Source organism: Streptomyces sp. NBC_01003 (assembly GCF_045162695.1).
In the GTDB taxonomy this organism is placed as follows: Bacteria; Actinomycetota; Actinomycetes; order Streptomycetales; family Streptomycetaceae; genus Streptomyces.
In genome coordinates, this window is sequence record NZ_CP108707.1 from 2975528 (window position 1) to 2998357 (window position 22830).

Annotated in this window: 17 protein-coding genes; 6 read left to right on the forward strand and 11 right to left on the reverse strand. The window is 69.9% G+C overall.

Features of this window, described 5'->3' with window-relative positions; all coding sequences use genetic code 11:
• Window positions 1-11 precede the first annotated feature (11 nt).
• Window positions 12-1658: an acyl-CoA dehydrogenase family protein gene (locus OG698_RS13760; protein ID WP_406103310.1), complete on the forward strand. Its 1647-nt coding sequence runs from the start codon at window positions 12-14 to the stop codon at window positions 1656-1658.
• Between the two features lie 329 nt (window positions 1659-1987).
• Window positions 1988-3262, forward strand: a complete 1275-nt coding sequence (locus OG698_RS13765) for a GAF domain-containing protein (RefSeq protein WP_406111048.1) — start codon at window positions 1988-1990, stop codon at window positions 3260-3262.
• Window positions 3263-3317: 55 nt separating this feature from the next.
• On the opposite strand, the gene OG698_RS13770 is transcribed toward OG698_RS13765, so the two are convergent.
• Window positions 3318-4202 (reverse strand): SIS domain-containing protein, encoded by an 885-nt coding sequence (locus OG698_RS13770; RefSeq protein ID WP_406103311.1) that lies wholly within the window; start codon window positions 4200-4202, stop codon window positions 3318-3320.
• A 218-nt stretch (window positions 4203-4420) separates the two neighbouring features.
• Here OG698_RS13770 and OG698_RS13775 point away from each other — a divergent pair, with 218 nt between their 5' ends.
• Complete coding sequence (locus tag OG698_RS13775; RefSeq protein ID WP_406103312.1) at window positions 4421-5548, forward strand: ricin-type beta-trefoil lectin domain protein; 1128 nt, start codon at window positions 4421-4423, stop codon at window positions 5546-5548.
• A 47-nt stretch (window positions 5549-5595) separates the two neighbouring features.
• Here OG698_RS13775 and OG698_RS13780 read toward each other — a convergent pair whose 3' ends face one another.
• From OG698_RS13780 to OG698_RS13800, 5 genes are all read right to left on the reverse strand, one after another.
• Window positions 5596-6381 carry a DeoR/GlpR family DNA-binding transcription regulator gene (locus OG698_RS13780; protein ID WP_399967636.1) on the reverse strand — a complete coding sequence of 262 codons (786 nt, stop codon included), beginning with the start codon at window positions 6379-6381 and terminating at the stop codon, window positions 5596-5598.
• Window positions 6382-6540: 159 nt separating this feature from the next.
• On the reverse strand, window positions 6541-7728 hold the full coding sequence (locus OG698_RS13785) for a Gfo/Idh/MocA family protein (protein ID WP_406103313.1): 1188 nt from the start codon (window positions 7726-7728) through the stop codon (window positions 6541-6543).
• Window positions 7729-7794: 66 nt separating this feature from the next.
• Complete coding sequence (locus tag OG698_RS13790) at window positions 7795-9447, reverse strand: hypothetical protein (RefSeq protein ID WP_406103314.1); 1653 nt, start codon at window positions 9445-9447, stop codon at window positions 7795-7797.
• 39 nt (window positions 9448-9486) lie between these two features.
• Complete coding sequence (locus tag OG698_RS13795; RefSeq protein WP_406111050.1) at window positions 9487-10350, reverse strand: carbohydrate ABC transporter permease; 864 nt, start codon at window positions 10348-10350, stop codon at window positions 9487-9489.
• 113 nt (window positions 10351-10463) lie between these two features.
• On the reverse strand, window positions 10464-11519 hold the full coding sequence (locus OG698_RS13800; RefSeq protein ID WP_406111052.1) for an ABC transporter permease: 1056 nt from the start codon (window positions 11517-11519) through the stop codon (window positions 10464-10466).
• Between the two features lie 333 nt (window positions 11520-11852).
• On the opposite strand from OG698_RS13800, the gene OG698_RS13805 reads away from it, so the two are divergent.
• On the forward strand, window positions 11853-15743 hold the full coding sequence (locus OG698_RS13805) for an endo-alpha-N-acetylgalactosaminidase family protein (RefSeq protein WP_406103315.1): 3891 nt from the start codon (window positions 11853-11855) through the stop codon (window positions 15741-15743).
• Window positions 15744-15823: 80 nt separating this feature from the next.
• On the opposite strand, the gene OG698_RS13810 is transcribed toward OG698_RS13805, so the two are convergent.
• The 4 genes from OG698_RS13810 to OG698_RS13825 form a co-directional block, all read right to left on the reverse strand.
• Window positions 15824-16657, reverse strand: coding sequence for an ABC transporter permease (locus tag OG698_RS13810; protein ID WP_406103316.1), 834 nt, complete (start codon window positions 16655-16657; stop codon window positions 15824-15826).
• Between the two features lie 4 nt (window positions 16658-16661).
• Window positions 16662-17552 (reverse strand): ABC transporter permease, encoded by an 891-nt coding sequence (locus OG698_RS13815; RefSeq protein ID WP_406103317.1) that lies wholly within the window; start codon window positions 17550-17552, stop codon window positions 16662-16664.
• On the reverse strand, window positions 17539-18552 hold the full coding sequence (locus OG698_RS13820) for an ATP-binding cassette domain-containing protein (protein WP_406103318.1): 1014 nt from the start codon (window positions 18550-18552) through the stop codon (window positions 17539-17541). Before OG698_RS13820 ends, OG698_RS13815 begins: the two co-directional genes overlap by 14 nt.
• A gap of 163 nt (window positions 18553-18715) precedes the next feature.
• Window positions 18716-19576, reverse strand: coding sequence for a glycosyltransferase family 2 protein (locus tag OG698_RS13825; protein WP_406103319.1), 861 nt, complete (start codon window positions 19574-19576; stop codon window positions 18716-18718).
• Window positions 19577-19748: 172 nt separating this feature from the next.
• Between OG698_RS13825 and OG698_RS13830 the strand changes: the two genes are divergently transcribed.
• On the forward strand, window positions 19749-20567 hold the full coding sequence (locus OG698_RS13830) for a phytanoyl-CoA dioxygenase family protein (RefSeq protein ID WP_406103320.1): 819 nt from the start codon (window positions 19749-19751) through the stop codon (window positions 20565-20567).
• A 36-nt stretch (window positions 20568-20603) separates the two neighbouring features.
• On the opposite strand, the gene OG698_RS13835 is transcribed toward OG698_RS13830, so the two are convergent.
• On the reverse strand, window positions 20604-21350 hold the full coding sequence (locus OG698_RS13835) for an SDR family oxidoreductase (protein ID WP_406103321.1): 747 nt from the start codon (window positions 21348-21350) through the stop codon (window positions 20604-20606).
• A gap of 96 nt (window positions 21351-21446) precedes the next feature.
• On the opposite strand from OG698_RS13835, the gene OG698_RS13840 reads away from it, so the two are divergent.
• Window positions 21447-22757, forward strand: coding sequence for an aspartate aminotransferase family protein (locus OG698_RS13840; RefSeq protein WP_406103322.1), 1311 nt, complete (start codon window positions 21447-21449; stop codon window positions 22755-22757).
• Window positions 22758-22830: the final 73 nt, after the last annotated feature.

Sequence of the window (22830 nt, forward strand, 5' to 3'; positions counted from 1 at the left end):
CCGTATCTGTCATGGCAGCCACCACCCACGCAGTGACCAACCAGGCTCCGCCCCTGGTGGGATATGACGTTTTTGCCGCGGACAGGGCCCTCTCCGAGGGGGTCGAACGGCATCTGGAGCCCTCGCTCGCGCCCGCGGTCCGCGAGGAACTCGGTGTCCTCGGCCGCGCCGCCGGTTCGGCCCAGGCGCAGGAGTGGGGCGTGCTCGCGAACGAGAATCCGCCGCGGCTGCGCACCCACGACCGCTACGGGCACCGCGTCGACGAGGTCGAGTTCCATCCGGCCTGGCACCGGCTCATGGGCAAGGGCGTCTCGGCCGGGCTGACGTCGGCCTGGTCCCGGCCCGGCGGCCATCTGCGGCGCGCGGCCGCGTTCCTGGTGTGGAGCCAGGTCGAGGCGGGCCACACGTGCCCGCTGTCGATGACGCACGCGGCGGTGCCCGCGCTGCGCGCCGATCCGGCGCTGGCCGCCGAGTGGGAGCCCCGGCTGACGTCGACGGTGTACGACGCGGGGCTGCGGCCCGCCGCCGTGAAGGCGGGCGTCCTGTTCGGGATGGGCATGACGGAGAAGCAGGGCGGCAGCGACGTCCGCGCGAACACGACGCGGGCGACAGCGCTCGCCGAGGACGGCACGTACGAGCTGACCGGGCACAAGTGGTTCTGTTCGGCGCCCATGTCGGACGGGTTCCTCGTCCTGGCGCAGGCACCCGAGGGACTCACGTGTTTCCTGCTGCCGCGCGTCCTGGAGGACGGCACGCGCAACCCCTTCGCGATCCAGCGGCTCAAGGACAAGCTGGGCAACCGGTCGAACGCGTCGGCCGAGGTCGAGTTCGACGGGACGTGGGCGCGCCGGGTCGGGGACGAGGGGCGCGGGGTGCGCACCATCATCGAGATGGTCGCCGCCACGCGCCTGGACTGTGTGCTCGGTTCGGCCGCGATCATGCGGCAGGCCGTCGCGCAGGCGATCCACCACTGCACGTACCGCGAGGCGTTCGGCGGCCGGCTCGTCGACAAGCCGCTGATGCGTAACGTCCTGGCCGACCTGGCGCTGGAGTCGGAGGCCGCGACGACGCTGGCGCTGCGGCTCGCGGCGGCCCAGGACGCCGTCCAGGACACCGGGTCGGAGCAGGAGCGCGCGTTCCTGCGGATCGCGGTGCCGGCCGCCAAGTACTGGGTGACGAAGCGCTGTACGCCCGTGGCGGCGGAGGCCCTGGAGTGCCTGGGCGGGAACGGCTATGTGGAGGAGTCCGGCATGCCGCGGCTGCTGCGCGAGTCACCGCTCAACTCGATCTGGGAGGGATCCGGCAATGTGCAGGCCCTCGACGTGCTGCGGGCGTTGCAGCGCGAGCCGCAGGCACTCAACGCGTTCCTCCAGGAGGTCGGCAGGGCGCGCGGCGCCGATCACCGTCTCGACGGCGCCATCAAGGGCCTGCTGACCGAACTCGCCGACCTGGAGGGCATCGAGGCACGGGCGCGCCGGGTCGTGGAGCGGATCGCTCTCGTGCTCCAGGGTTCGCTACTGGTGCGGCACGCGCCGCCGGAGGTCGCGGACGCGTTCTGCGCCTCGCGGCTCGGCGGGGACTGGGGTTCGGCGTTCGGCACGCTGCCGCACAGTCTGGACCTGCGCTCGGTCGTCGAGCGGGCGCGCCCCGTGAGTTGACCGACCGGGCGGAGGCCAAGCGGTGACGACCGGAGTCACAGCTCTTGACGACTGAGGTTACGGGGGTGATGCTGCGCCGACACGGCATCACCCCCGCCCTCAGGCCCCCCTTGAGGAGCTCGCGCGCCGCCGGAGCGGCACGGCTTCAGCTTCGACCGACGTACGGCCGTTCGCCAGAGTTGCAGAGGGTTGCAACTGTCGCGCCCCCTTTCGGCCCCACGAAGGCCGGATAAGCGGCACGATGAGCACATGTCCGCACGCACTGGTCTGTTCCAGGAGGACCTGTGACGCAGAAGAACTCGACCGTCGATCTGGGCCGGCTGTCCACGATGGACTTCTCGCTGGCCGCACGGCTCCTGAAGGGCGTCCGCGCCGCGACCCTGTCGGGGCAGCGGCCGCAGATCCTGCCGCGCCCGGTGATCGGCGAGTCCTGGAACCGCATGCTGCGCAGCGGTGTCGACCCCGACCGTGACGTGCGGTCGGGCCTGCTGAACCTCGAGGAGCTCGAGGAGCGCCGCCAGGCGTCCGGGCTCATGGAGATACTGCCGGTGCTGCGCGAGGCGCTGGTCACCGTCGCGGACGCGGCGCAGCACATCATGGTCGTGTCCGACGCGGACGGGCGCATCCTGTGGCGCGAGGGCAGCGCGGCGGTGCTGCACAAGGCCGACCGGCTCGGCTTCGAACTGGGCGCGGACTGGGCCGAGGAGACGGTCGGTACGAACGGGGTGGGCACGCCGCTCGTGACGCGGCGCCCGGTGCAGGTGTTCTCCGCCGAGCACTTCGTGGTGTCGCAGCACGCGTGGACGTGCACGGGCGCGCCGATCACGGACCCGCGCGACGGGCAGCTGATGGGCGTCGTCGATGTGAGCGGCCCGCTGGAGACGATGCACCCGGCGACGCTCTCGCTCGTCGGGGCGGTGGCGCAGCTCGCGGAGGCTCGGCTGCGGGAGCGTCATACGGCGGCCCTCGACCGCTTGCGGGCCGTCGCGGCGCCGGTCCTCGCGCGGATCGGCGGCCGGGCGGTCGCGGTGGACGTCCAGGGCTGGACGGCGGCGGTGACCGGGATGCAGCCGGTGGACCGGATCGCGCTGCCCAAGTCGCTGTCCGAACTCTCCGAACTGTCGGAAGGGCGGGCCTGGGTTCCGACCCTGGGGATGTGTGCGGTGGCGCCGCTGCCCGGCGGCTGGCTGCTGCGGCCCGACGGCCCGGGAGGGGCGGCCGAACCGCTCGGCGGCACCCGCGTCGTGCTGGACGTGAGCAGGCCACGGCGCTGGTCGGTCACGGTGACGGACGGCACGCGGTCCTGGACGCACGAGCTGAGCCCGCGCCACGCCGAACTCCTCTGTCTGCTGGCCCTGCACCGCGGCGGGCGCAGCGCGTCGGGCCTCGCGCAGGACATGTTCGGCGACCCGACGCGCACGGTGACGGTCCGCGCCGAGATGTCGCGGATCCGGCGCTATCTCGGCAGCCTGCTCGGGCACCGCCCGTACCGCTTCCATGAGGAGGCGGAGCTTGAGGTGGTGTTCCCGCAGAGCCCGGCGGACCTGCTGCCGCACTCGGTGGCGCCCGGGGTACTGAGATCGCGGTCGGCGCCGCCGCACTGAAGCTGCCCCAACAACAGCGTTGCTGTCAGGCACAGTTGATCGGCGGGCGGGGCTCTCAGACCCGGGCGAGGATCACCGAGCGCGTGAGGTGGCGGGGCCGGTCCGGGTTACGGCCGCCGGCCACCGCGACCGCCACGGCGAGGCGCTGCGTCCGTACCAGTTCGGCCAGCGGGTCGAGGCCGCCGGCCACCCACATTCCGCCGGTGGCGTGCACCTCGTCGGCGAGACCGGCGGGCGCGTCGCCGAGCATCCAGGTGACCGTGCCGCGGGTCGAGACGCTGATCGGGCCGTGCCGGTACTCCAGGGCCGGATAGGCGCCCGCCCAGGGGAGTTGACTCTCGCGCATCTTGTGGGCCGCCTCGCCGGCGAGCCCCACGGTCCAGCCCCGGCCGAGGAACGTGAACTGTGTGCAGCCGACGAGCCACGGGGGCAGCGGCTCGGCCAGCGCGTCGTGCGCGTCGTCCACGACCTCCTGCGAGTGCAGCCCGAAGTGGGTGCGCAGGACGGTGAGGGCCGAGGTCGGGAAGCGGGTCTGTACGACGGACTTCTCGTCGGCGAAGTCGAGGACGAGCACGTCGTCGGCGGCGGACGCCACCGGGGTCGCGGCGTCGGTCGTGATCACGGTGGTCCTGACGCCTCCGCGCAGCCCGGCGAGGAGGCGGAGCACCTCGGTGGTGGCGCCCGAGCGGGTCAGGGCGACGACCCGGTCGTAGTGGCGTCCGGCCGGGAACTCCGAGGCCGCGTGGGCGTGGGTCTCGCCGTGGCCCGCTTCCTCGCGCAGCGCGGCGGCGGCCTGCGCCATGAAGAGCGAGGTGCCGCAGCCGACGATCGCGACCCGCTCGCCCGGCTCGGGCAGCAACGCCGCCCGGTCCAGGGCCAGTTCGGCCGCCCGGTCCCAGCACTCGGGCTGGCTGTACAGCTCGTTCTCGATATGACTCACGGCGCACCCTCACATCCCAGCGCATGCTTGGTTGTGCAAGTTATAGCGCGTTTTCAAGCATTTGAGATCAGCCGAACCCGTCAAAGTCCGCCGAGAGTCCATGTGCACGCTCCAGAAGTCCATGCCCTTGCCCACTCGCCACGGCCACTCTCTTGTCGAGCACGAGCACAAGCACATATCTGCAAGCACCTCCCTCCCCCACCGTTCAGGAGGAACCTGTGCGTCGCTTCAGATCGATCAGATCCGTCTGTGTGACCGCCGTCGTCGCGGTCGCCGCCACTCTGGGCCTGTCCGCGCCGGCCCAGGCGGCGGGGCAGACCCCCGGCACCTACACCAACTACGGCTTCCCGTCCGGCACGACGGCCCTCACCGAGGCCACGTGGGGCACGACGGTCGAGGCGGACCCGGGCCGCGGAAACGTCTACTGGGCCCACCAGTTCGACTTCACCAACAGCGTCGGCGGCTACGTCGGCCAGCAGCGCTGGCGCACCGGAACCGGCATGTTCCTGTTCTCCCTGTGGGGCTCGACGGCGGCGAAGGCGGGCTCGGCCGGTACGTACTGCCAGACCTTCGACGAGTCGGGCACCGGGTACACCTGCCGCTACAACCAGGCGTTCACGGCGGGACACCACTACACGTACCGCATCTCCCCCGACACGACCGACGGCTGGTACAAGGCGACCATCTCCGATGTCACGGCCGGCACGTCCTTCGTCCTGGGCAGCCTCCAGGTCGGCTCGGGCGCACGGATCAGTGCGGGCGGCATGGTCGACTGGGTCGAGTACTTCGACTGGAACAGCAACTCGGCGACCTGCGAGGACGAGCCCTACTCGCGGGCCCGCTTCGACCTCCCCAAGGGCACGTCGACGGGCGGCTCCGCCGTCACCGCCTCCGCCACCTCGACGTCCACGAGCAGCACCTGCACCCAGTACGCCAAGGTCACCCAGGTCTCCGGCGGCAGCGTGCACGACGACGCGACCGGCAACTCCGCCTCGGGCGACATCACGGGCAGCGGCGGCAAGTGCGTCGACATCACCGGCGGCAGCGGCACGGACGGCACCCCGCTCGAACTGTGGACGTGCGGCGGCGGCAACAACCAGAACTGGGTCCTGTCCCACGACGGCACGGTGCGCGCGCTCTACAAGTGCATGACGGTGAGCGGGAGTTCAGTGCAGCTGTCCACGTGCGACGGCTCGGCCGCGCAGCAGTGGCAGCGCTCCGGGGACACCCTCGTCAACCAGGGCAAGTGCCTGGACGCCGAGGGCGGCGCGAGCACGGACGGCACGAAGCTGATCACTTACACGTGCTCGGGCGGCGCCAACCAGCGGTGGACGACGCCCAGTTGATGCGGACGTGACCGGGCGCCGCCACAACACGCCTTACGGGCGCCCGGTCACACGCAGATGACTTCGATGCCCTGCGCCGTGATCTCCTCGACGAGCGCCTCGGGGGCGTCCTTGTCCGTCACCAGGATCGACACCGCGTTCAGCGCACACACCTGGGCGAACGCCCGGCGGCCCAGCTTCGAGGAGTCGGCCACCACAATGACCGTGCCCGCGCGTTCGGCGAGCGAGCGGTTCGCGCTGGCCTCCGACTCGTCGTGCGTGGCCGCGCCGAGGTGCGGGTGGACCGCGTCCACACCGAGGATCGTGTAGTCGAGGGCGAGGCTCTGCAGGACGGAGGTGACGAGCGGGCCGACGAGTTCGTACGAGCTCGGCCGGGCCACGCCGCCCGTGACGACGATCTTCACATGGGGGCGGATCGCCAGCTCGTTGGCGATGTTGATCGCGTTGGTGACCACGGTGAGCGCGATGCCGCCGGACGTGCCGCCCGGGTCGGTGCGGACGGCCAGCTCCCTGGCCACCTCGGAGGTCGTGGTGCCGCCGTTGATGCCGACGACGGAGCCCGACGGGACGAGTTCGGCGACCGCCTTCGCGATCCGCTGCTTCTCGTCCGCCTTGCGAGCCGTCTTGTAGCGCAGCGGCAGGTCGTAGGCAACGGAGCTCACCACGGCCCCGCCACGGGTGCGGGTCAGCAGGGACTGCCGGGCCAGTTCGTCCATGTCGCGCCGGACCGTGGCGGAGGAGCAGCCGAGCAGTTCGGCGGCCTCGGTGACATCGAGATGGCCCTGATTGCCCAGTATTTCCAGCAGTTGGGTCCATCGGGCATGTGCGCCCACTTGTTCCTCCTCGCGACGCGCGTAGCGTAACCCGCGCCGTTCTCCGCATCCAGACGTGATCAACCGCGCACTTACACGTGACCGACCGTCTGTGTGCGCACGCAGACGTGGGCAGGCCCGCCCCCTCCGACGGGCCCGCGCACGCCTGCGCCGTGGCTGCTACTCCCCTGCTTCGCGCGGCAGCTGCCCGCCGTCGAAGTACGCGAGAAGCTCCGGCTCGAGCTCCGGGACGTCGTACGGCATGCCCCCCTCGCGCAGCGAGCGGGTGGCGAGCGCACCGGCGGCGACGCTCATCCGGGCCGCGACGGGCGACGTGTCGGTGACGCCGCCCTCGCGCACGAAGCGGCAGAACTCGCCGATGATGCGCTCGTCGGCGCCGCCGTGCGAGCCCGTCGCCTCGGGCACGCGGTACACGATGTCGGCGTCCTTGCGGTAGCCGGTCGGACCCGTGTTCCAGACCCGGACCTCGTCGCCGGGGCTGTCCCCGAAGTTCTCGAGGCGGCCCTCGGTGCCGATGACCGTGTAGTTGCGGAAGTAGTCGGGGCTGAAGTGGCACTGCTGGTAGGCGGCGATGACGCCGTTGTCCAGCTGCATGTTCATCACCGACACGTCCTCGACGTCCACGACGTGGTGCAGGTCGTGGCGCGCGGTCGGCGGCCAGTCGAACTCCTTCAGCCAGCCGTCGGGTCGCGGGGTGTCCGGCTCGCGGCGCGGCAGGTCCCCGTAGACCATGAGGTCGCCGAGGGCGTTGACGCGCTTGGTGTAGCCGCCGGCCAGCCAGTGCACCACGTCGAGGTCGTGGGCGGCCTTCTGGAGGAGGAGGCCCGTGGTGCGGGTGCGGTCGGCGTGCCAGTCCTTGAAGTAGTAGTCGCCGCCGTACGAGACGAAGTGCCGTACCCACACGGTCTTCACCTCGCCGATCTCGCCGCGCGCGATGATGTCGCGCATGAGGCGCACGACGCCCATGTGTCGCATGTTGTGGCCGACGTAGAGACGGGTGCCGGTCTTGTACGCGGTGCGCAGGATGGTGTCGCACTGCTCGACCGAGATGCCGAGCGGCTTCTCGACGTACGCCGGCTTGCCCGCTTCGAGCGCCTCGCAGGCGATGGCTTCATGGGTGTCGTCGGGGGTGGCGACGATGACGGCGTCGATCGAGGGGTCTTCGAGGAGCCTTCGGTGGTCGTCGACGGCGACCGCGCCCTCGTACAGCTCCGGTACCTTCGCCCGGATCTGCGGGTCGAGGTCGGCCACCGCCGCCACGACCGACCCCTTGCCGGGGCGGTGCGCGGCGGTCGCCAGGTTCCGTCGCAGTCCGAGCCCGATGACTCCGATGCGCAGGTCTTCCACGTGCGGGTGTCCTGTTCTGTGTGCGTGACGCATGGTGGTGCAGGGCGGAACGGGGCCGGGCCGGTGCTACTTGGCGTCGGCGATGGCCTTCTCGAACTCGTCGCGCATGGCGTTGCCCGCCTCGCGCTGCCAGGTCGGCAGGATGTCCTTCTTGAAGGAGGAGAGCGGGGTGCGGCCGGCGACGATGTCCTTGACGGCCGTGTACACCGTGTCGGTGGAGGACGCGCCCTTGTTGGCGTTGGTGTCGGAGAAGAAGCCCGTGGTCGGGTTGACCTTGGCGATCTTCATCAGCTCCACCTCGGTCTCGTGGACGCCGCGGGTGATGTCCGCCTTGCCGGGCAGGTAGAGGGCCTGCGGGGCGTTGCCGAAGAAGTTGATGGCCTGCCGGGTGGTGAGTACCTCGGCGTTGCCCTTCTTGTTCAGGAGCACGTCGCCGTTCTTGGCCCGGGTGTGGTGCGTGCCTTCGAGGCCGTTGTCGAGGAAGAGCCGCTCCTCGGTGCCGAAGGGGGCGCTGAGGTAGTTCATGACCTGGAGCAGCGTGTCGATACGGTCCTTGCTCACGGCCTTGTTGATCGCGGTGAAGCCGACCGAGCCGTAGCCGAAGCCCCAGCTCGGGGTCATGCCCTTCTCCGCGGCGAACGGGACGACGACCTTCTCCGGCCAGTCGTACATGTTGCTGTCGTTGAGGAAGCCGGGGAAGGACTGGACGTGCAGTCCGAGGAACCCGCCCTCCATCTTCTCCAGGGTCGTCGGCAGGTTCGGGTCCGGCCAGAACAGCTGCGCCTTCTGGCACTTGAGGGCGAACTCCAGGCCGGCGTGGAACTCGTCGGTCTCGAAGTAGTGGGTGAGCTTCCCGCCGTCCGTGCGCCAGCCGTTGGGCGCGCCGTGCCAGTAGGCGAACTGCAGGATGTGGTTCACGTACGCCGGCTCGAGGACGTACTTCTTGCGCTTGACGTCGAGGAGTTCCTTCGCCTTGTCGAAGAAGTCCTGCGCGCTGTCGAACTGGACGCCGCCGACCGGCTTCCAGAAGTCCTCGTTCGCGACGTAGACCTGGCCCATACGGCCGTACGGGACGGCCATGCCCCAGATCTTGCCGTTGAAGACGGCCGTCTTCCAGGCGAACTCGGGGATGTTGGCGAGGTTCGGGTACTTCTTGACCGCGTCGCCGGACAGGTACTCGGTGAGGTCGTGGAACTTCGCCTCGAGGAGCGCGGGGACGTTCTTGAGGCCCTGGTTCGGCGGGAACCACATGAGGTCGGGCATGTCGCCGCCGGCGATGGTGGCGTTGAACTTCGCTCGGTAGACGTCGTCGGCGCCGAGGCCGTTGACGATCGTCATCTTCAGCTCGGAGCCCAGGCGCTTGTTCAGCTCCTGCCAGTACTGGTTGCGGTTCATCGCGGGGGCCGCGGTCGTGAAGGTCTCAGTCAGGGCCGTGACCGGCTTGCCGTCGCCCGGCTTCTTGCTGACGCTGCGGACCGGGTTCTTCGGGTAGCGCAGGTACGCCGGGTCGAGGCCCGCCGCGTTGCCCGGCAGGTCGGGCGCCGGGACGTTCGCGGGGACGTACGTCGGCAGCTTCAGCTTGGCCGACGCCTTGGCGCCGCCACCACCCGAGGCCGCGCCGGAACCACAGGCCGTGAGGGAACCGGCACCGGCGATGGTGAGGCCGGCGACGGTCGCGGCACCGAGGAAACCGCGGCGGTTGAAGTCTCTGGAGGACATGACTCTCCTAAGGGGCGAGGGGCGGTTGAGGGTGGTGGCTCAGGCCTTGATGGCGCCGGTGAGAACGCCCTTGACGAAGTACTTCTGGAGGAACGGGTAGACCGCGATGATCGGCAGGACCGCGAGGATGAGCACGGCCATCGACAGGGAGGTGCTGGCGGGCAGCACGCTCACGCCGAGCGCCTTCGCGTTGAAGGTGTCGCCCTGGAGGACGTAGCTGCGCAGCACCACCTGGAGCGGCAGCTTGTCCGGGTCGTTGATGTAGAGCATCGCGTTGAAGAAGCTGTTCCAGTACGTCACCGCGTAGAACATGCCGACCACGGCGATGACGGCCTTCGACAGGGGGAGCACGATCCGGCACAGGATGGTGAGTTCACCGGCGCCGTCGAGGCGGGCCGCCTCGTGCAGCTCGTCGGGGATGCCCTGGAAGAACGCCCGGACCACGATGATGTTGAACGCGTTGAGCAGGATCGGCGCGATCATCGCCCCGTAGGTGTCGAGCAGTCCCAGCTCCTGCACCACCAGGTAGTTCGGGATGATGCCCGGCGTGAACAGGAACGTGCCGACGACGATCAGGAGCAGCGGCTTGCCCGCGAAGGTCCGCGGCCGGGAGAGGCCGTAGGCGAGCGCGATCGTGCAGAGCAGGCTGAGCGCCGTGCCGACGACGGTGATCCCGACGCTCACGAGGGCGGCGCGAGTGATGACGCCGCCGGAGAGGACCACCCGGTACGCCTCGAGCGTGGGGTGCGACGGGAACAGCACATAGCCGCCGTTCGCGGCGAGTTCGGCCTTGGAGGAGAGGCTGGTGCCGATGGCGAGCAGGAACGGGTAGCCGACCGCGACGATCATCGCGACGATGACGATGAACTTCAGCGTCTGGGCAGCCGGGTTGGGCTGTTCCATCCAGGCGGGGCGCTCGGCGGAGCCGCGGCGCTTCCTGCTGCCGGTGCGGCCTTTTCGGCTCTCCTGGCCCGCCTGGCTCTCGGGCCGCAGGGTGGTGGATATGGGCGCGGTGCTCACTGGTAGACCCCCTGCTCGCCGAGGCGGTGCGCGAACTTGTTGGCGAGGACGATCATGACGAAGCCGATGACGCCCTTCATCAGGCCGGCGGCGGTGGACATGCCCCAGTCGCCGTCGACGACGCCGTGGAAGTAGACGTAGGTGTCGAGGACTTCGGAGGCGTCCCGGCCGACGTTGTCGCGCTGGAGGAGGATCTGCTCGAAGCCGACCGACAGGATGTCGCCCAGGCGCAGGATGAGCAGCATGATCATCACGGGCCTGATGCCGGGCAGCGTGATGTGCCACATGCGGCGCAGCCAGCCCGCTCCGTCCATCGCCGCCGACTCGTAGAGCGAGGTGTCGATGGAGGCCATCGCGGCGAGGAAGATGATCGCTCCCCAGCCGGCGTCCTTCCAGACGCTCTGGGAGGTGATCAGGTAGATGAACGTGTCGGGGTTGTTCATGATGTTGCCGACGTGCACGCCGTGGTCGTTCAGGTAGCTGGTGACCGTGCCCGCGCCGCCGAAGACCTGCTGGAACATGCCGACGACGACGACCCACGACAGGAAGTGCGGCAGGTAGACGACCGTCTGCATGAGGCGGCGGGTCTTGTTGCTGATCAGCGAGTTGAGGAAGAGCGCGAGGGCGATCGGCGCGGGGAAGTAGAGGATCAGCTGGACGGCGCTGATCTTCAGCGTGTTCCAGACGGCCGTCCAGAACTCCGGCTGTTCGAGCAGGGCCTTGAAGTTGTCCCAGCCGACCAGCGGGCTGCCCTTGAAGCCGAGGTAGGGCTGGTAGTCCTGGAAGGCGATGCTGTTGCCCGCGAGCGGCAGATAGAAGAACAGCGCGAAGTAGAGGATGCCCGGCACGCACAGCAGGAGCAGGGTGCGGTCCTGCCTCAGACGCTCGCGCAGGCTCCGCCGGTCGGCGGGCTTGCGCCCCTTCCTGCCCGGCGTCCCCTTCGTGCCGGACGCCTTCTTCCTGCCCGACGTTCCGGGTGCCTCGTGCGTTAGGTCGGGCGGGTTTTGCGATGTGGGCGTGGGCGATGCGGACGCAGCGGCCGACACATTCACCTCCTGCGTCGAGTGGCGAGCGAGGGTTGGTTTCACAGGGCCCTCGCGGGGGCTGCGGCCCGGCGCGCGAGGTACCGGAATCTTGCGTCAGCCTGCCGACAGATGACAAGACTTGATTGGTAACTATTTAGATCTTGCAGCTTCACGCATGAAACGCGCAGGCAACGAACACGGCCACCGCAGTCGCACGCACCGCCCCCGACCTGGGCGAAGCTGCCCTTCTGTGTTTGGACTATCGACCGCTGGTGTTTGGACTTTGGTGGAAATTGCTTCCTAGGGCCCTGGATCGCCCACTAGACAGTGCGTGTTCGCACCGTCGCAGCAGGGAGATATATGTCCAGATCCCCAGGCAGACGCCGCCTCTCGGGCGCCGTCGGTGTTGCCCTCGCGCTGACCCTGGCGGGTGGTGCCGTCCCGGCCCTCGCCGACTCCGCGCACACCTCCTTCTCGGATGCGGAAGCGGAAGCGGCCGGGGACGGCGTGGCGATCACGTCCGGCGCCCTGTCCGTGAGCGTCGCGAAGGACTTCCCGCGCGTCCTCTCCTATACCGACCGGGCGAGCGGGGCGCGGCTGCTCGGCAGTACGAGCCCGGTCACCGAGGTCACGCTCAACGGCAAGGCGTACAAGGTGGCCCTCAAGGCGGCGCCGAAGGTCACCGACCACCGGGCCGCGTACACGCTGGTCTTCCCCGATCTGCCCGGCGTCGAGATCGACACGGCGCTCGACGTGGCCGGCCGGGCCACCACCTTCAAGGTCACCGCCGTGCGCGACACCGAGACGTTCCGGCTCGGCACACTCGACATACCGGGCCACGACCTGATCTCGGTGGGCTCCACAGACGCCGGTGCCGAGACTGCGTTCACCCGGCTCGACACCGACTCGACCCGCACCGCCGACGTGTTCGGCAAGGTCACGGCGTCCACCGCGCCCGACGCGTCCCCGGTCGGCGCCTCGTACGCGATCGTGAACACCGGCTCGCTCGCGGCTGCCGTCGAGTCCAACTCGACGTACGACAAGCCCGCCGGCGCCACCAACGGCGACAACGCCCGCTTCTGGCACCAGGCCCGCAAGGGCGCCGACGGCAGCGTCCGCGTCGGCGTCTGGTCGGGGCAGTGGACCTACCGCGGTGACGGCGCCCCCGCCCCGGAGAAGGAACTGCCCTGGGCGAAGGTAGTCGTGACGCCCGACGCCAACGGCGACAAGGCGGTGGACTGGCAGGACGGCGCCGTCGCCTTCCACGACATCGGCGTCAAGGTCAGGGGCGGCGACAAGACCCCGGACCGGGTGATCACCCACATCCCGTACAACTTCGCCAGCCAGGCCACGCACCCCTTTCTGCGCACGCTCGACGATGTCAAGCGGATCTCGCTCTCGACGGACGGGCTCGGCCAGCTGAGCATCCTCAAGGGGTACGCGTCCGAGGGGCACGACTCCGCGCACCCCGACTACGGCGGCAACATCAACAAGCGCGCCGGCGGCCTCAAGGACCTCAACAAGCTGCTCAAGGGCGGCAAGAAGTGGGGCTCCACCTTCGGTGTGCACGTGAACGCCACCGAGGCGTACGCAGAGGCGAACGCGTTCGACGACAAGCTGGTGGACAAGTCGAAGCCCGGCTGGAACTGGCTCGGGCAGTCGTACTACATCGACCAGCGCCACGACATCAACAGCGGGAACCTGGCCCGGCGCTTCCAGCAGCTGCGCGACGAGACCGACCCCAACCTGTCGCTCATCTACATCGACGTCTACTACACGCACGGCTGGATCGCGGACCGGACGCTGACCGAGCTGAAGAACCAGGGCTGGGACATGGCCACCGAGTTCGGCAACAAGTTCGAGCGCCAGGCGCTGTGGTCGCACTGGGCCAACGACCTCGACTACGGGCCCAAGACGAACAAGGGCCTCAACTCGAAGATCATCCGTTTCATCCGCAACGGTGAGAAGGACGTCTGGAACGACGACCCGGTGCTCGGCCAGACCGCGCTGGTCGGCTTCGAGGGCTGGACCGGCGAGAACGACTGGAACGAGTTCTCCGCCAACGTCTGGGAGCGCAACCTCCCGGCGAAGTTCCTCCAGCACTACCGCATCACCGACTGGGACAAGAACGACATCACGTTCAACGGCGGCGTCCGCGGCACCGTCACCGACGGCAAGCGCGAGGTGTCCCTCGGCGGCTCCAAGGTGATCGACGGCGACTCCTACCTGCTGCCCTGGAAGTCGGAGGACAGCAAGCGGCAGGACAAGCTCTACCACTGGTCGAAGAAGGGCGGCACGAGCACCTGGACGGTGCCCCAACCCTTCGCGGGGACACGGCAGTTCGCCGTCTACAAGCTGACGGACAACGGCCGCGTCAAGCAGTCCACCGTCAGCGCGAAGGACGGCAAGATCACGCTGACCGCGACCGCCGGACAGCCCTACGTCCTCTACCCGCACCAAGCGCCGAAGCAGGCCGACCCCGACTGGGGCCAGGGCGGCAAGGTCAAGGACCCCGGCTTCGACGACATCGCCCTGGCGGACTGGAAGAAGACCGGACCGGTCACCAGCGACCGTGACGACCTCGGCCACCGCGGGGTGGCCCTCGGGGGCGGCAAGGCGGCCGCGATCGAGCAGCGCGTCACCGGCCTCACTCCCGGCAAGCGGTACAGCGCGTCCGTGAACGTCGAGGTCGAGCCCGGCAAGACGCGGCCCACGGCCCTCGCCATCGGAGGCGAGAAGCTGACGGTGGACCGCTCGACGGCCAAGAACTACATCGCGGGCGACGAGCGGCACGGCACCTACTACCAGCGGGTCAAGGTCCACTTCACCGCTCCCGCGAACGGCTCCGCGACACTGCGGATCTCGGCGGCGGGTGACAGCGACGCGAAGGTCGGCCTCGACGACGTACGGATCGTGGAGAACGACCCCGCGACGAAGAAGGGGACGGTCGCCTACGACGACTTCGACGCCGTCGACCAGGGCTGGGGCCCCTTCGTGAAGGGCGAGTCGGGCGGCGAGAACGACCCGCGCACGCACATCGCGCAGAAGCACGCCCCGTACACGCAGGCCGGCTGGAACGGGAAGCTCATCGACGACGTGATCGGCGACGGCGAGTCCCTGAAGTCCCACGAGGAGAACGACGGCCTCGTCTACCGGACCACTCCCGCGTCCGTGCCCTTCGAGTCGGGCCACGCCTACAAGGTGGAGTTCGACTACCAGAACAGCCACGCGGGCGCCTACCGGTGGACCACCGGGTACGACACGGTCACCGGCGGCGAGCCGACCGGCGTGACCACCCGCAGGACCGCGCTGCCGCAGCAGCGCACCACCGGCCACTTCAGCGAGCGGGTCGTCGGCGGCTGCGGTGACGTGTGGACCGGACTCACCAAGGCGGAGAACGCCCCCGAGGGAGCCGACTTCGTCCTCGACAACTTCACCGTCACCGACCTCGGCGCCACCGACGAGCGCACCGCGTGCGCCACGCTCGGTCTCACCTCGGCCAACGCGACGCTGGAGCCCGGCAGCGCGAACAAGGTGACGGCGGCGTTCGCCAACCACGAGGCGACCGCGGCCAGCAACGTCAAGGTGACGCTGGACGTGCCGGAGGGCTGGAAGGCCGAGGCGGCCGGCGCGACGACGTTCGACTCCGTCGCCGCGGGCGCCAAGGCGACGGCGACCTGGAACGTCACGCCGCCGGCGGACGCCGAGTACAAGAGCTACCCGCTCACCACGAAGGCGTCGTACGAGGCGGGCGGCGACACCAAGTCGCTCACCGACGGCATCTCGATCCGCACTCTCGCCCCGCCGCCCACCAAGGACACCTGGGTGAGCGACATGGACTGGGTGTCGGCCGACAACGGCTGGGGACCGCCCGAGAAGGACCTCTCCAACGGCGAGGTCGGCTCCGGCGACGGGCAGCCGATCAGCATCGGCGGAACGGCCTTCCCCAAGGGCCTCGGCACGCACGCACCCGCCGACGTGAAGTACTACCTCGGCGGAGGCTGCGAGGCGTTCACCGCCCAGGTGGGCGTCGACGACGCGCAGAAGACCGCGGGCTCGGTCCGGTTCAGTGTCCTGGCGGACGGCAGGAAGGTCGCCGAGAGCCCGGTCCTGAAGGCGTCGGACAGCGCGTACAAGCTGGACGCCGATGTCTCCGGCGCGAAGTACGTCGAGCTCGTCGTCGGTGACGGCGGCGACGGGAACGGCAACGACCACGCCAGCTGGGGCGGGGCGAAGTGGCTCTGCGGCTGACATGACACGGTGAAGAACGAAGAACGGGGCCCCGCACGCTCTCGGCGTGCGGGGCCCTTCGCCGTGCCCGTACGGGCCGCTCAGCCCGCGCCCTGGTACCGCCGCAGACCGGCCCGCCAGATCAGCCCGGCCACCGCCGACGTCGCCGCGCCGCCCAGCAGCAACAAGGCGATCCGGCCGAGGAGTTCGAGGCCACCGGAGGCGAGCGCCAGCGTCGGGTAGTAGCTCAGGAGGCCGAAGGGCAGCACGAACGTGAAGACGAACGCGACGGCGGAGTCGTAGAGCGTGAGGGGGAACTTGGCGAGGTCGGCGGTGTTGCCCACCAGGATCGAGACGCTGTTCTGCTCCGCGCCGTCCCAGAACACGAGGCTGTTCGTGGCCAGGTTGAGCGAGCCGACGACGACCACGCCGTTGCAGACCGCGACGACGAGCACGGTGAGGGACGCGGCGCTCACGGTGAAGGCTCCGTGGCGCGCCGCGAGGACGAGGAGCGTCAGACCGAGGACGACGTCGCCCACGCCGGCCGGGTTCGCCCGCAGGGTGCACAGCTGGAGGAGCGGCGAGAGCGGCCGGGTCAGGAACTGGTCGAACTCCCCCTTCACGACCAGGTGTCGCAGCTCCCACACGCCGTCGAAGAGCATCACGCACAGGCCGCGCGGGACGATCGCGAGCGCGTAGGTCACCGACAGCTGCCAGATCGTCCACCCGGCGATGTCCGGGACCTGCCGCAGGATGATCCACACCGTTCCGAACCCGGCGGCGTGCAGACAGAACGCGCCGAGCACGCCGATCACGAAGTCCGCCTTGTACTCCAGCTGCGACTGGAGCCTGATCCGGTACAGCTTGGCCGCGCTCGACAGATATCTGAGGCTGGGGTGTCCCGGGCTGGGGTCTCTCGGGCTGGGGCTCGGCACCGGGTCATCCTCCGTTGACGGTCAGGTGGTGGCGCGCCGCCCGCCACAGCCGGACCGTCAGGGCCGACATGACCACGGCCCAGGCGAGTTGGCGCCCGAGGGCGAGCAGGGCGTCGTCACCGGTGAGCCGGCCCAAATACATCTGCACGGGCGTGGACACGATGGCGCTGAACGGCAGCCACTCGGCGACGACGCGCAGCGGCGCCGGGAAGAGGGCGAGGGGAACCATGCCGCCCGCCATGAAAGTGGTCACCGCCTGCCGCGCCAGGATCAGGCCGTACGCGCTCTCCGTCCAGAAGCAGAGCAGGCTGGTGAGGAAGCAGAGCATCGCGTTGACGGTGACCCCGACGGCCAGGGTGAGCAGGAACAGCAGAGCGGCGGCCGGCGAGTGCGGGGGCAGCGCGTGCAGGAGCACTCCGCCGATGACGGCGGTCCCTGCGAGTGCGCCGGTCATGTGCGGGGTACCGGCGCCGAGAGCCCTGACGAGTTGCATCACCGGATAGTTCACGGGGCGTACGAGGTCGAGGGCGACCTGGCCGCTGCGGATGTCCCTGTGCATCTGCATCTCGGCCTGGAACGCGAGGAGTTGGCCGAGCGCGTAGGAGAGCAGGACATAGGTGCGCATCTGGTCCCAGGAGTATCCGCCGACGCTGGTGGCGCCGGCGAAGATCGAGCGCCAGAGGTAGTAGAGGACGGCCGCCCAGACGGCGTTGCCCGCGAGGTCGACGAGGACGGCGCGGCGGTGGGTGAGGGCCTGCTGGAGCGAGGCGAGGTAGAGCGAGCGGTAGGGAGCGCGAACGGCGGGGCGTACCGGGTGCGCGGGGGCGGGGTGTACGGGGTCCGCAGGGCCGGGGTGTACGGGGCGCGGGGGCTCGGGTGCCCTAGAGAGCGGCATCCACTCCACCCTCGTACAGGTTCCGGATGATCTCCTCGATGCTGGGCGCGCCGACCTGGATGTCGTCCACGGGGAGGGTGGCGAGGGTCTGGGCGATGACGTCGCGGGTGGCGAGGGTGCTGCGGTCGTAGCCGATCTCAAGGGTGTTGGCGTCTATTTGACGTACCGTCACGAGTTCGTCGAAGCGCCCTTCGAGCGGCACGGTGGTGAGCCGGTCCGCGCCGCTCACGGTGACGGTGCGGCGCGTGCCGTAGCGGGCGAGCATGTCCGCGACCGGCATGTCGAGGAGGATCCGGGCGCGGTCGATCAGCACGATGCGGGTGCACAGCGACTCGACGTCGCCGAGGTCGTGCGAGGTGAGCACGACGGTGACGCCGCGCTCGCGGTGCAGGGTGGCGAGGAACTCGCGGAGCCGGGCCTTCACCGAGACGTCGAGGCCGATCGTGGGTTCGTCGAGGAAGAGGACGGGCGGCGCGTGCAGCAGCGAGGCCGCCATGTCGCACCGGACGCGCTGGCCGAGGGAGAGCTGGCGGACGGGCCGCTCCAGGAGGTCCTCGATGCCGAGGAGGGCGATCAGTTCGTCGAGGCGGGGGTCGAACTCCCGCTTCGGGACGAGGTAGATGTCGCCGAGCAGGCGGAACGACTCGCGCACGGGCAGGTCCCACCACAGCTGGGTGCGCTGCCCGAAGACGACGCCGATGTTCCGCGCGTTGGCGACCCGGTCCTCGTACGGGACGACGCCCGCGACACGCAGGTCGCCCGAGGTCGGGGTGAGGACGCCGGTGAGCATCTTGACGGTGGTCGACTTTCCGGCGCCGTTCGGGCCGACGTAGGCGACGCTCTCGCCGGGGGCCACGCGCAGGTCGACGGCGTCGACGGCGGTCCTGTCCTCCCACTCGCCGCGGACCAGGTGGCGGAGCGCCCCGCGCATCCCGGGCCGTTTCCTCGCGACGCGGAACCGCTTGGTGAGGGCCCGCGCCTCGATGATGTGCTCGCCCATGGCAGGGGCCTCTCGTTCGGATCAGGTCGGATCAGGGAGCGGGGTCATGAGGGTCCCCCTGCTCGAGCAGCAGCCGAGAGCTCGGGGGAGGCGGGGACCGACGACAACGCCGCGAAGTGCGGCGCCAGACCCCGCGAGCCCGGCGTGATCCACACGAGAGGCCCTAGTTCACGGCGCCGAAGTCCGCGCTGATGTCCTCGCCGCGCAGAGTCCTCGCCGGATAGGAGAGGGCGAAGATCGCGTGCGGCGGTCCGCCCTTGAGGTCGCTGTCGACGTTCTCCCCGGCGAGGATCCGGCGGGCCAGGTCCTGGCACGCACTGTCGTACACATCACGGTGGTTGGTGACGATCGTGGCGCGCAGCGCGAGGTCGTGGACGCGGTGGCGGGCGAACATGCCGTCGACGCTGGTGCGGTAGTGGAGCAGCGGCTCGGGGACGGTCGTCATGTGGCCGCCGTGCTTGCCGACGGCGATCCAGAAGTTCCAGTCCTCGTACGCCGGCATGCCCTCGTGATAGCCGCCCGCCCGCTGCCACGCGGAGCGGCGGAACATGGCGCAGTACGGCGCCTGGTTCACCGACGTCGACGCGTCGAAGTCGTAGTCCGGGTACTCCCAGATCCGCTCCTCCACGCCGAAGGAGCGCAGGTAGGGCCGGGCGACCTCGGCGGTCGGGTCGCGGTCCAGTGCGGCGGAGAGCTTCTCCAGGGCGTGCGGCTCGTAGTGGTCGTCCGCGTCGAGGCAGGCGACGTAGCGGCCGCGGGCCACGGATATGCCGAGGTTGCGGGCGCGCCCGAGGCCGCCGTTGCGGGTGAACACGAGAGTCACGGCCAGCTCGGGGTGGGCCGCGGCGAAGGTCTGGGCGACGTCGCGCGAGGTGTCCGTGCTGCCGTCGTCGACGATCACGAGCTCCCAGTCGGCCGTCGTCTGGGCCCGGACGCTCTCGAGCGCGCGCGGCAGCATCCGGTCGTAGTTGAAGCAGGTGACGACCACGGAGACGAGTGGGGTGCGGGTTGAGTGCTGCTGCATCTGGCCTTCCTGACCCGGGATGTTGCAGGAACGCACAGCAGTATGCACGAAGCTGCTCGATTGAGGGTCCGTGCGTGCAAAAACAAACAACTATCGCTACGGTTCCTTTCTGTTCGCCGCGCGACCACCTCCCACAACAGGGCACAAAAAGCACCAAGTTGAAGGAAGGCCAATGGGGATCACGGGAATCATGGGGACCGACGCCGCTCTGACCGGACAGGACCGCAGACAGTTCGAGGAGGAGGGCTATCTGATCCTCCGGGGCTTCCTGCCCGCGGCCCTCGCGGAGCGCGCCAAGGCCGAGGTCGACCACTGGGTGGACTCGGGTGCGCGTCAGCGGTCCATAGCCTCGGCCGTCTCCCCCGACGCGTACGGGCTGCCGCCCCTGATGGAGCTGGAGATGGAGGCGCACGGCCGGATCCTGGCCCATCCGCCGCTGCTCGAAGTCCTCGTCGGGCTGATCGGCGGGCCCTTCGTCTTCCACCACCTGCACAGTGACCGTCGCCCGCCGAACGCGCCCGGCAAGGACTGGCACCACGACTACGAGCTCGGCCCGCGGGCGGAGCCCACCCACACGATGGTCCACGCGCTGCACTATCTGGGCGGGCTCGACGCCTCCGTCGGCGGACTCGCCGTACTGCCCGGCTCGCACCGCGAGACCGCCGCCAAGACGGCCCGCGCCCACCTCGGCACGTCCGAGCTGCCGGGCGAGGTCTTCATCGGTGAACTTCCGCCCGGCTCCACGGTGTTGATCCACTCGGCCCTGTTCCACACCCGCCGCACGGCTCCCCACGGGGAGAGCCGTGAGCGGTACATGGTGGACAGCTCCTACGCGCAGACGGGCGTCCGCTGGCGGCCCGTGAAGCCGTACTGGCGGCACATGCTCGCCCGCGCCAGAGAGCTCCGGCTCGCGGGTGACGGGTGGCCGGAGCTCTTCTCCGAGCACCACTTCACGGAGTACGAGGCCGAGCAGGCCGGGCGTCGGGGATGACGGGGCGGACGGGGCGGACGGGGCGGACGAGAGGCCCTAACCGCGGCCCACGTAGGGCATCGCGCTCGGCATCACCGTGACGGACTGGATGTTCACGTCGACGGGGAGCTCGGCCATGGCGGCGACCATGTCGACGACATGGCGGATGTCCATGGTCGGCTCCACGCGCCGGCTGCCGTCCGCCTGGAGGACGGCGGGCTGGGGGCGGTCGGCGGGGGTCACGTTGCCTATGTCGATCTGCCCGCAGGCGATGCCGTGCTCTCGCCCGTCGAGGGACAGCGAGCGGGTCATCCCGGCGACGGCGTGCTTGGCCGCGGTGAACGCGATCGAGTCCGGGCGGGGCACATGCGCCGACGGAGCGCCGTTGTTGATGATGCGGCCGCCGCGCGGGCTCTGCTCCTTCATCATCCGGAACGCCGCCTGCGAGCACAGGAAGGTACCGGTCGCGATCGAGCCCATGACGCGGTACCAGTCGTCGGCCTCGACATCCTCCGTGGGGACGTACGGCATCGTCTCGGCGGCGTTGTTGAACAGCAGGTCGACGCGGCCGAACCGCTCACCCACGGCGGCGAACAGGCGCGTCACCGCCTCCGGGTCGGTGATGTCCGCGACGAACGGGACGGCGCGGTCCGCGTGCTCGCCCGCATCCGCGGCCGTCGCTTCGAGGAGCGCCTCGCGGCGGCCCACGAGGACGACCGACCAGCCCCGCGCCAGGAGCCCGAGGGCGCAGGCCCGACCGATTCCGACGCCGGCGCCGGTGATGACGGCCACCTTCTCGACCATGTCCGTTTTCCCCTCTGCAACATTTCAGGATCTCTCGGGCATGGAGTCTCACTCCCACCTGAACCCGTGTCAACGCCTTGAAAACAGGAGGAATTGATGGCATATCACAAGAGCCGCGAGCTCTTCGAGCGCGCACGAGGGTCGCTCGCGGGCGGCACCAGCTCCTCCTCCCGCATCACCACCACCGGGTCGGAGCCCCATCCGCTCTACATGGAGAGCGGCTCCGGTGCGCGCATCAGGGACGTGGACGGCAACACCTACGTGGACTATCTGCTCGCCTACGGCAGCGCCGTCCTCGGCCACGCGAACCCGCTGCTCACCGACGCCCTCTCGACGGTCCTGGCGAGCGGCACCATGTTCGGCACGTGCAACGTCCCGGAGATCGAACTCGCCGAGAAGATCCGGGAGTCGGTGCCGTGCGCCGACCTCGTGCGCTACGCGAACTCCGGCTCCGAGGCGGTCCAGGGCGCGATACGGGCCGCGCGCGGCTTCACCGGGCGCTCCCTCATCGTGAAGTTCGAGGGCCACTACCACGGCTGGACCGACACGCTCGCGGTGTCCAGCAAGTCGACGCGGGACGAAGTCGGCCCGTACGAGGCGCCGTTCGCGAAGCCGCACTCGCGCGGGATCCCGCAGGGCGTGCTCGACGACGTGGTGATCTGCCCGTGGAACGACGCCGAGGTCCTGCGTGACGTCCTCGACGCGCACCGCGGCCGGATCGCCGCGGTCGTCTGCGAGCCGATCGTCGCCAACAACGCCTGCACGATGCCGGTCCCGGGCTATCTGGAGACCCTGCGCGCGGAGTGCACGCGGCGCGGCATCGTGCTCGTCTTCGACGAGGTCTGTACGGGGTTCCGCACCGGACCCGGCGGCGCGCAGGCCCTCTTCGGGGTCGTGCCCGACCTCGCTGTCTACTCCAAGGCGCTCGGCGGCGGGCTGCCCATCTCGGCGTTCGCGGGCCGTCGGGAGATCATGGAGCAGGTCGGCGACAACCGGATCAAGCAGGGCGGCACGTACAACGGTTCGCCCCTGTGCGCCACGGCCGCCCTGGTGACCGTCACCCAGCTCGCCGATCCCGCGGTCGCCGGCCGGATCGACGAGGCGGGGCGGCGCGTCATGGAGGCGGTCCGCCGGGCGTCCCGCGACCACGGCGTGCCGTGCGCGGTCCAGGGGGTCGGCGCGATGTTCCAGATCGTGTTCTCGGCGGACGGCGCCCCGACCCGCCACTACCGCGATCTGTTCGCCGCCGACCTGGACCGCTACGAGCGCTTCCGCCACGAGCTGCTGGTGCGCGGTATCCACGTCAACGTGTACGGCCTCGCCTGCTGGTTCGTCTCCGCCGCGCTCGAGGAGGACGACATCCGGCGCACCTGCGAGGCCGTGGACGAGGCGTTCGCGGCGCTGTGACGGCCCTGCGCGCCCCCTCTTGCCCCGCGCCGTCGGATGGCGCAAGATGTGCCCGGCACGCGCGATCATGCTC

Bases quoted from the DNA above. Each gene is read 5' to 3' on its own strand.
- OG698_RS13760 (WP_406103310.1), top strand. From the start codon at position 12: ATGGCAGCCACCACCCACGCAGTGACCAACCAGGCTCCGCCCCTGGTG.
- OG698_RS13765 (WP_406111048.1), top strand. From the start codon at position 1,988: ATGGACTTCTCGCTGGCCGCACGGCTCCTGAAGGGCGTCCGCGCCGCG.
- OG698_RS13790 (WP_406103314.1), bottom strand. From the start codon at position 9,447: ATGTCCTCCAGAGACTTCAACCGCCGCGGTTTCCTCGGTGCCGCGACC.
- OG698_RS13795 (WP_406111050.1), bottom strand. From the start codon at position 10,350: ATGGAACAGCCCAACCCGGCTGCCCAGACGCTGAAGTTCATCGTCATC.
- OG698_RS13805 (WP_406103315.1), top strand. From the start codon at position 11,853: ATGTCCAGATCCCCAGGCAGACGCCGCCTCTCGGGCGCCGTCGGTGTT.
- OG698_RS13815 (WP_406103317.1), bottom strand. From the start codon at position 17,552: ATGCCGCTCTCTAGGGCACCCGAGCCCCCGCGCCCCGTACACCCCGGC.
- OG698_RS13820 (WP_406103318.1), bottom strand. From the start codon at position 18,552: ATGGGCGAGCACATCATCGAGGCGCGGGCCCTCACCAAGCGGTTCCGC.
- OG698_RS13825 (WP_406103319.1), bottom strand. From the start codon at position 19,576: ATGCAGCAGCACTCAACCCGCACCCCACTCGTCTCCGTGGTCGTCACC.
- OG698_RS13830 (WP_406103320.1), top strand. From the start codon at position 19,749: ATGGGGATCACGGGAATCATGGGGACCGACGCCGCTCTGACCGGACAG.
- OG698_RS13835 (WP_406103321.1), bottom strand. From the start codon at position 21,350: ATGGTCGAGAAGGTGGCCGTCATCACCGGCGCCGGCGTCGGAATCGGT.
- OG698_RS13840 (WP_406103322.1), top strand. From the start codon at position 21,447: ATGGCATATCACAAGAGCCGCGAGCTCTTCGAGCGCGCACGAGGGTCG.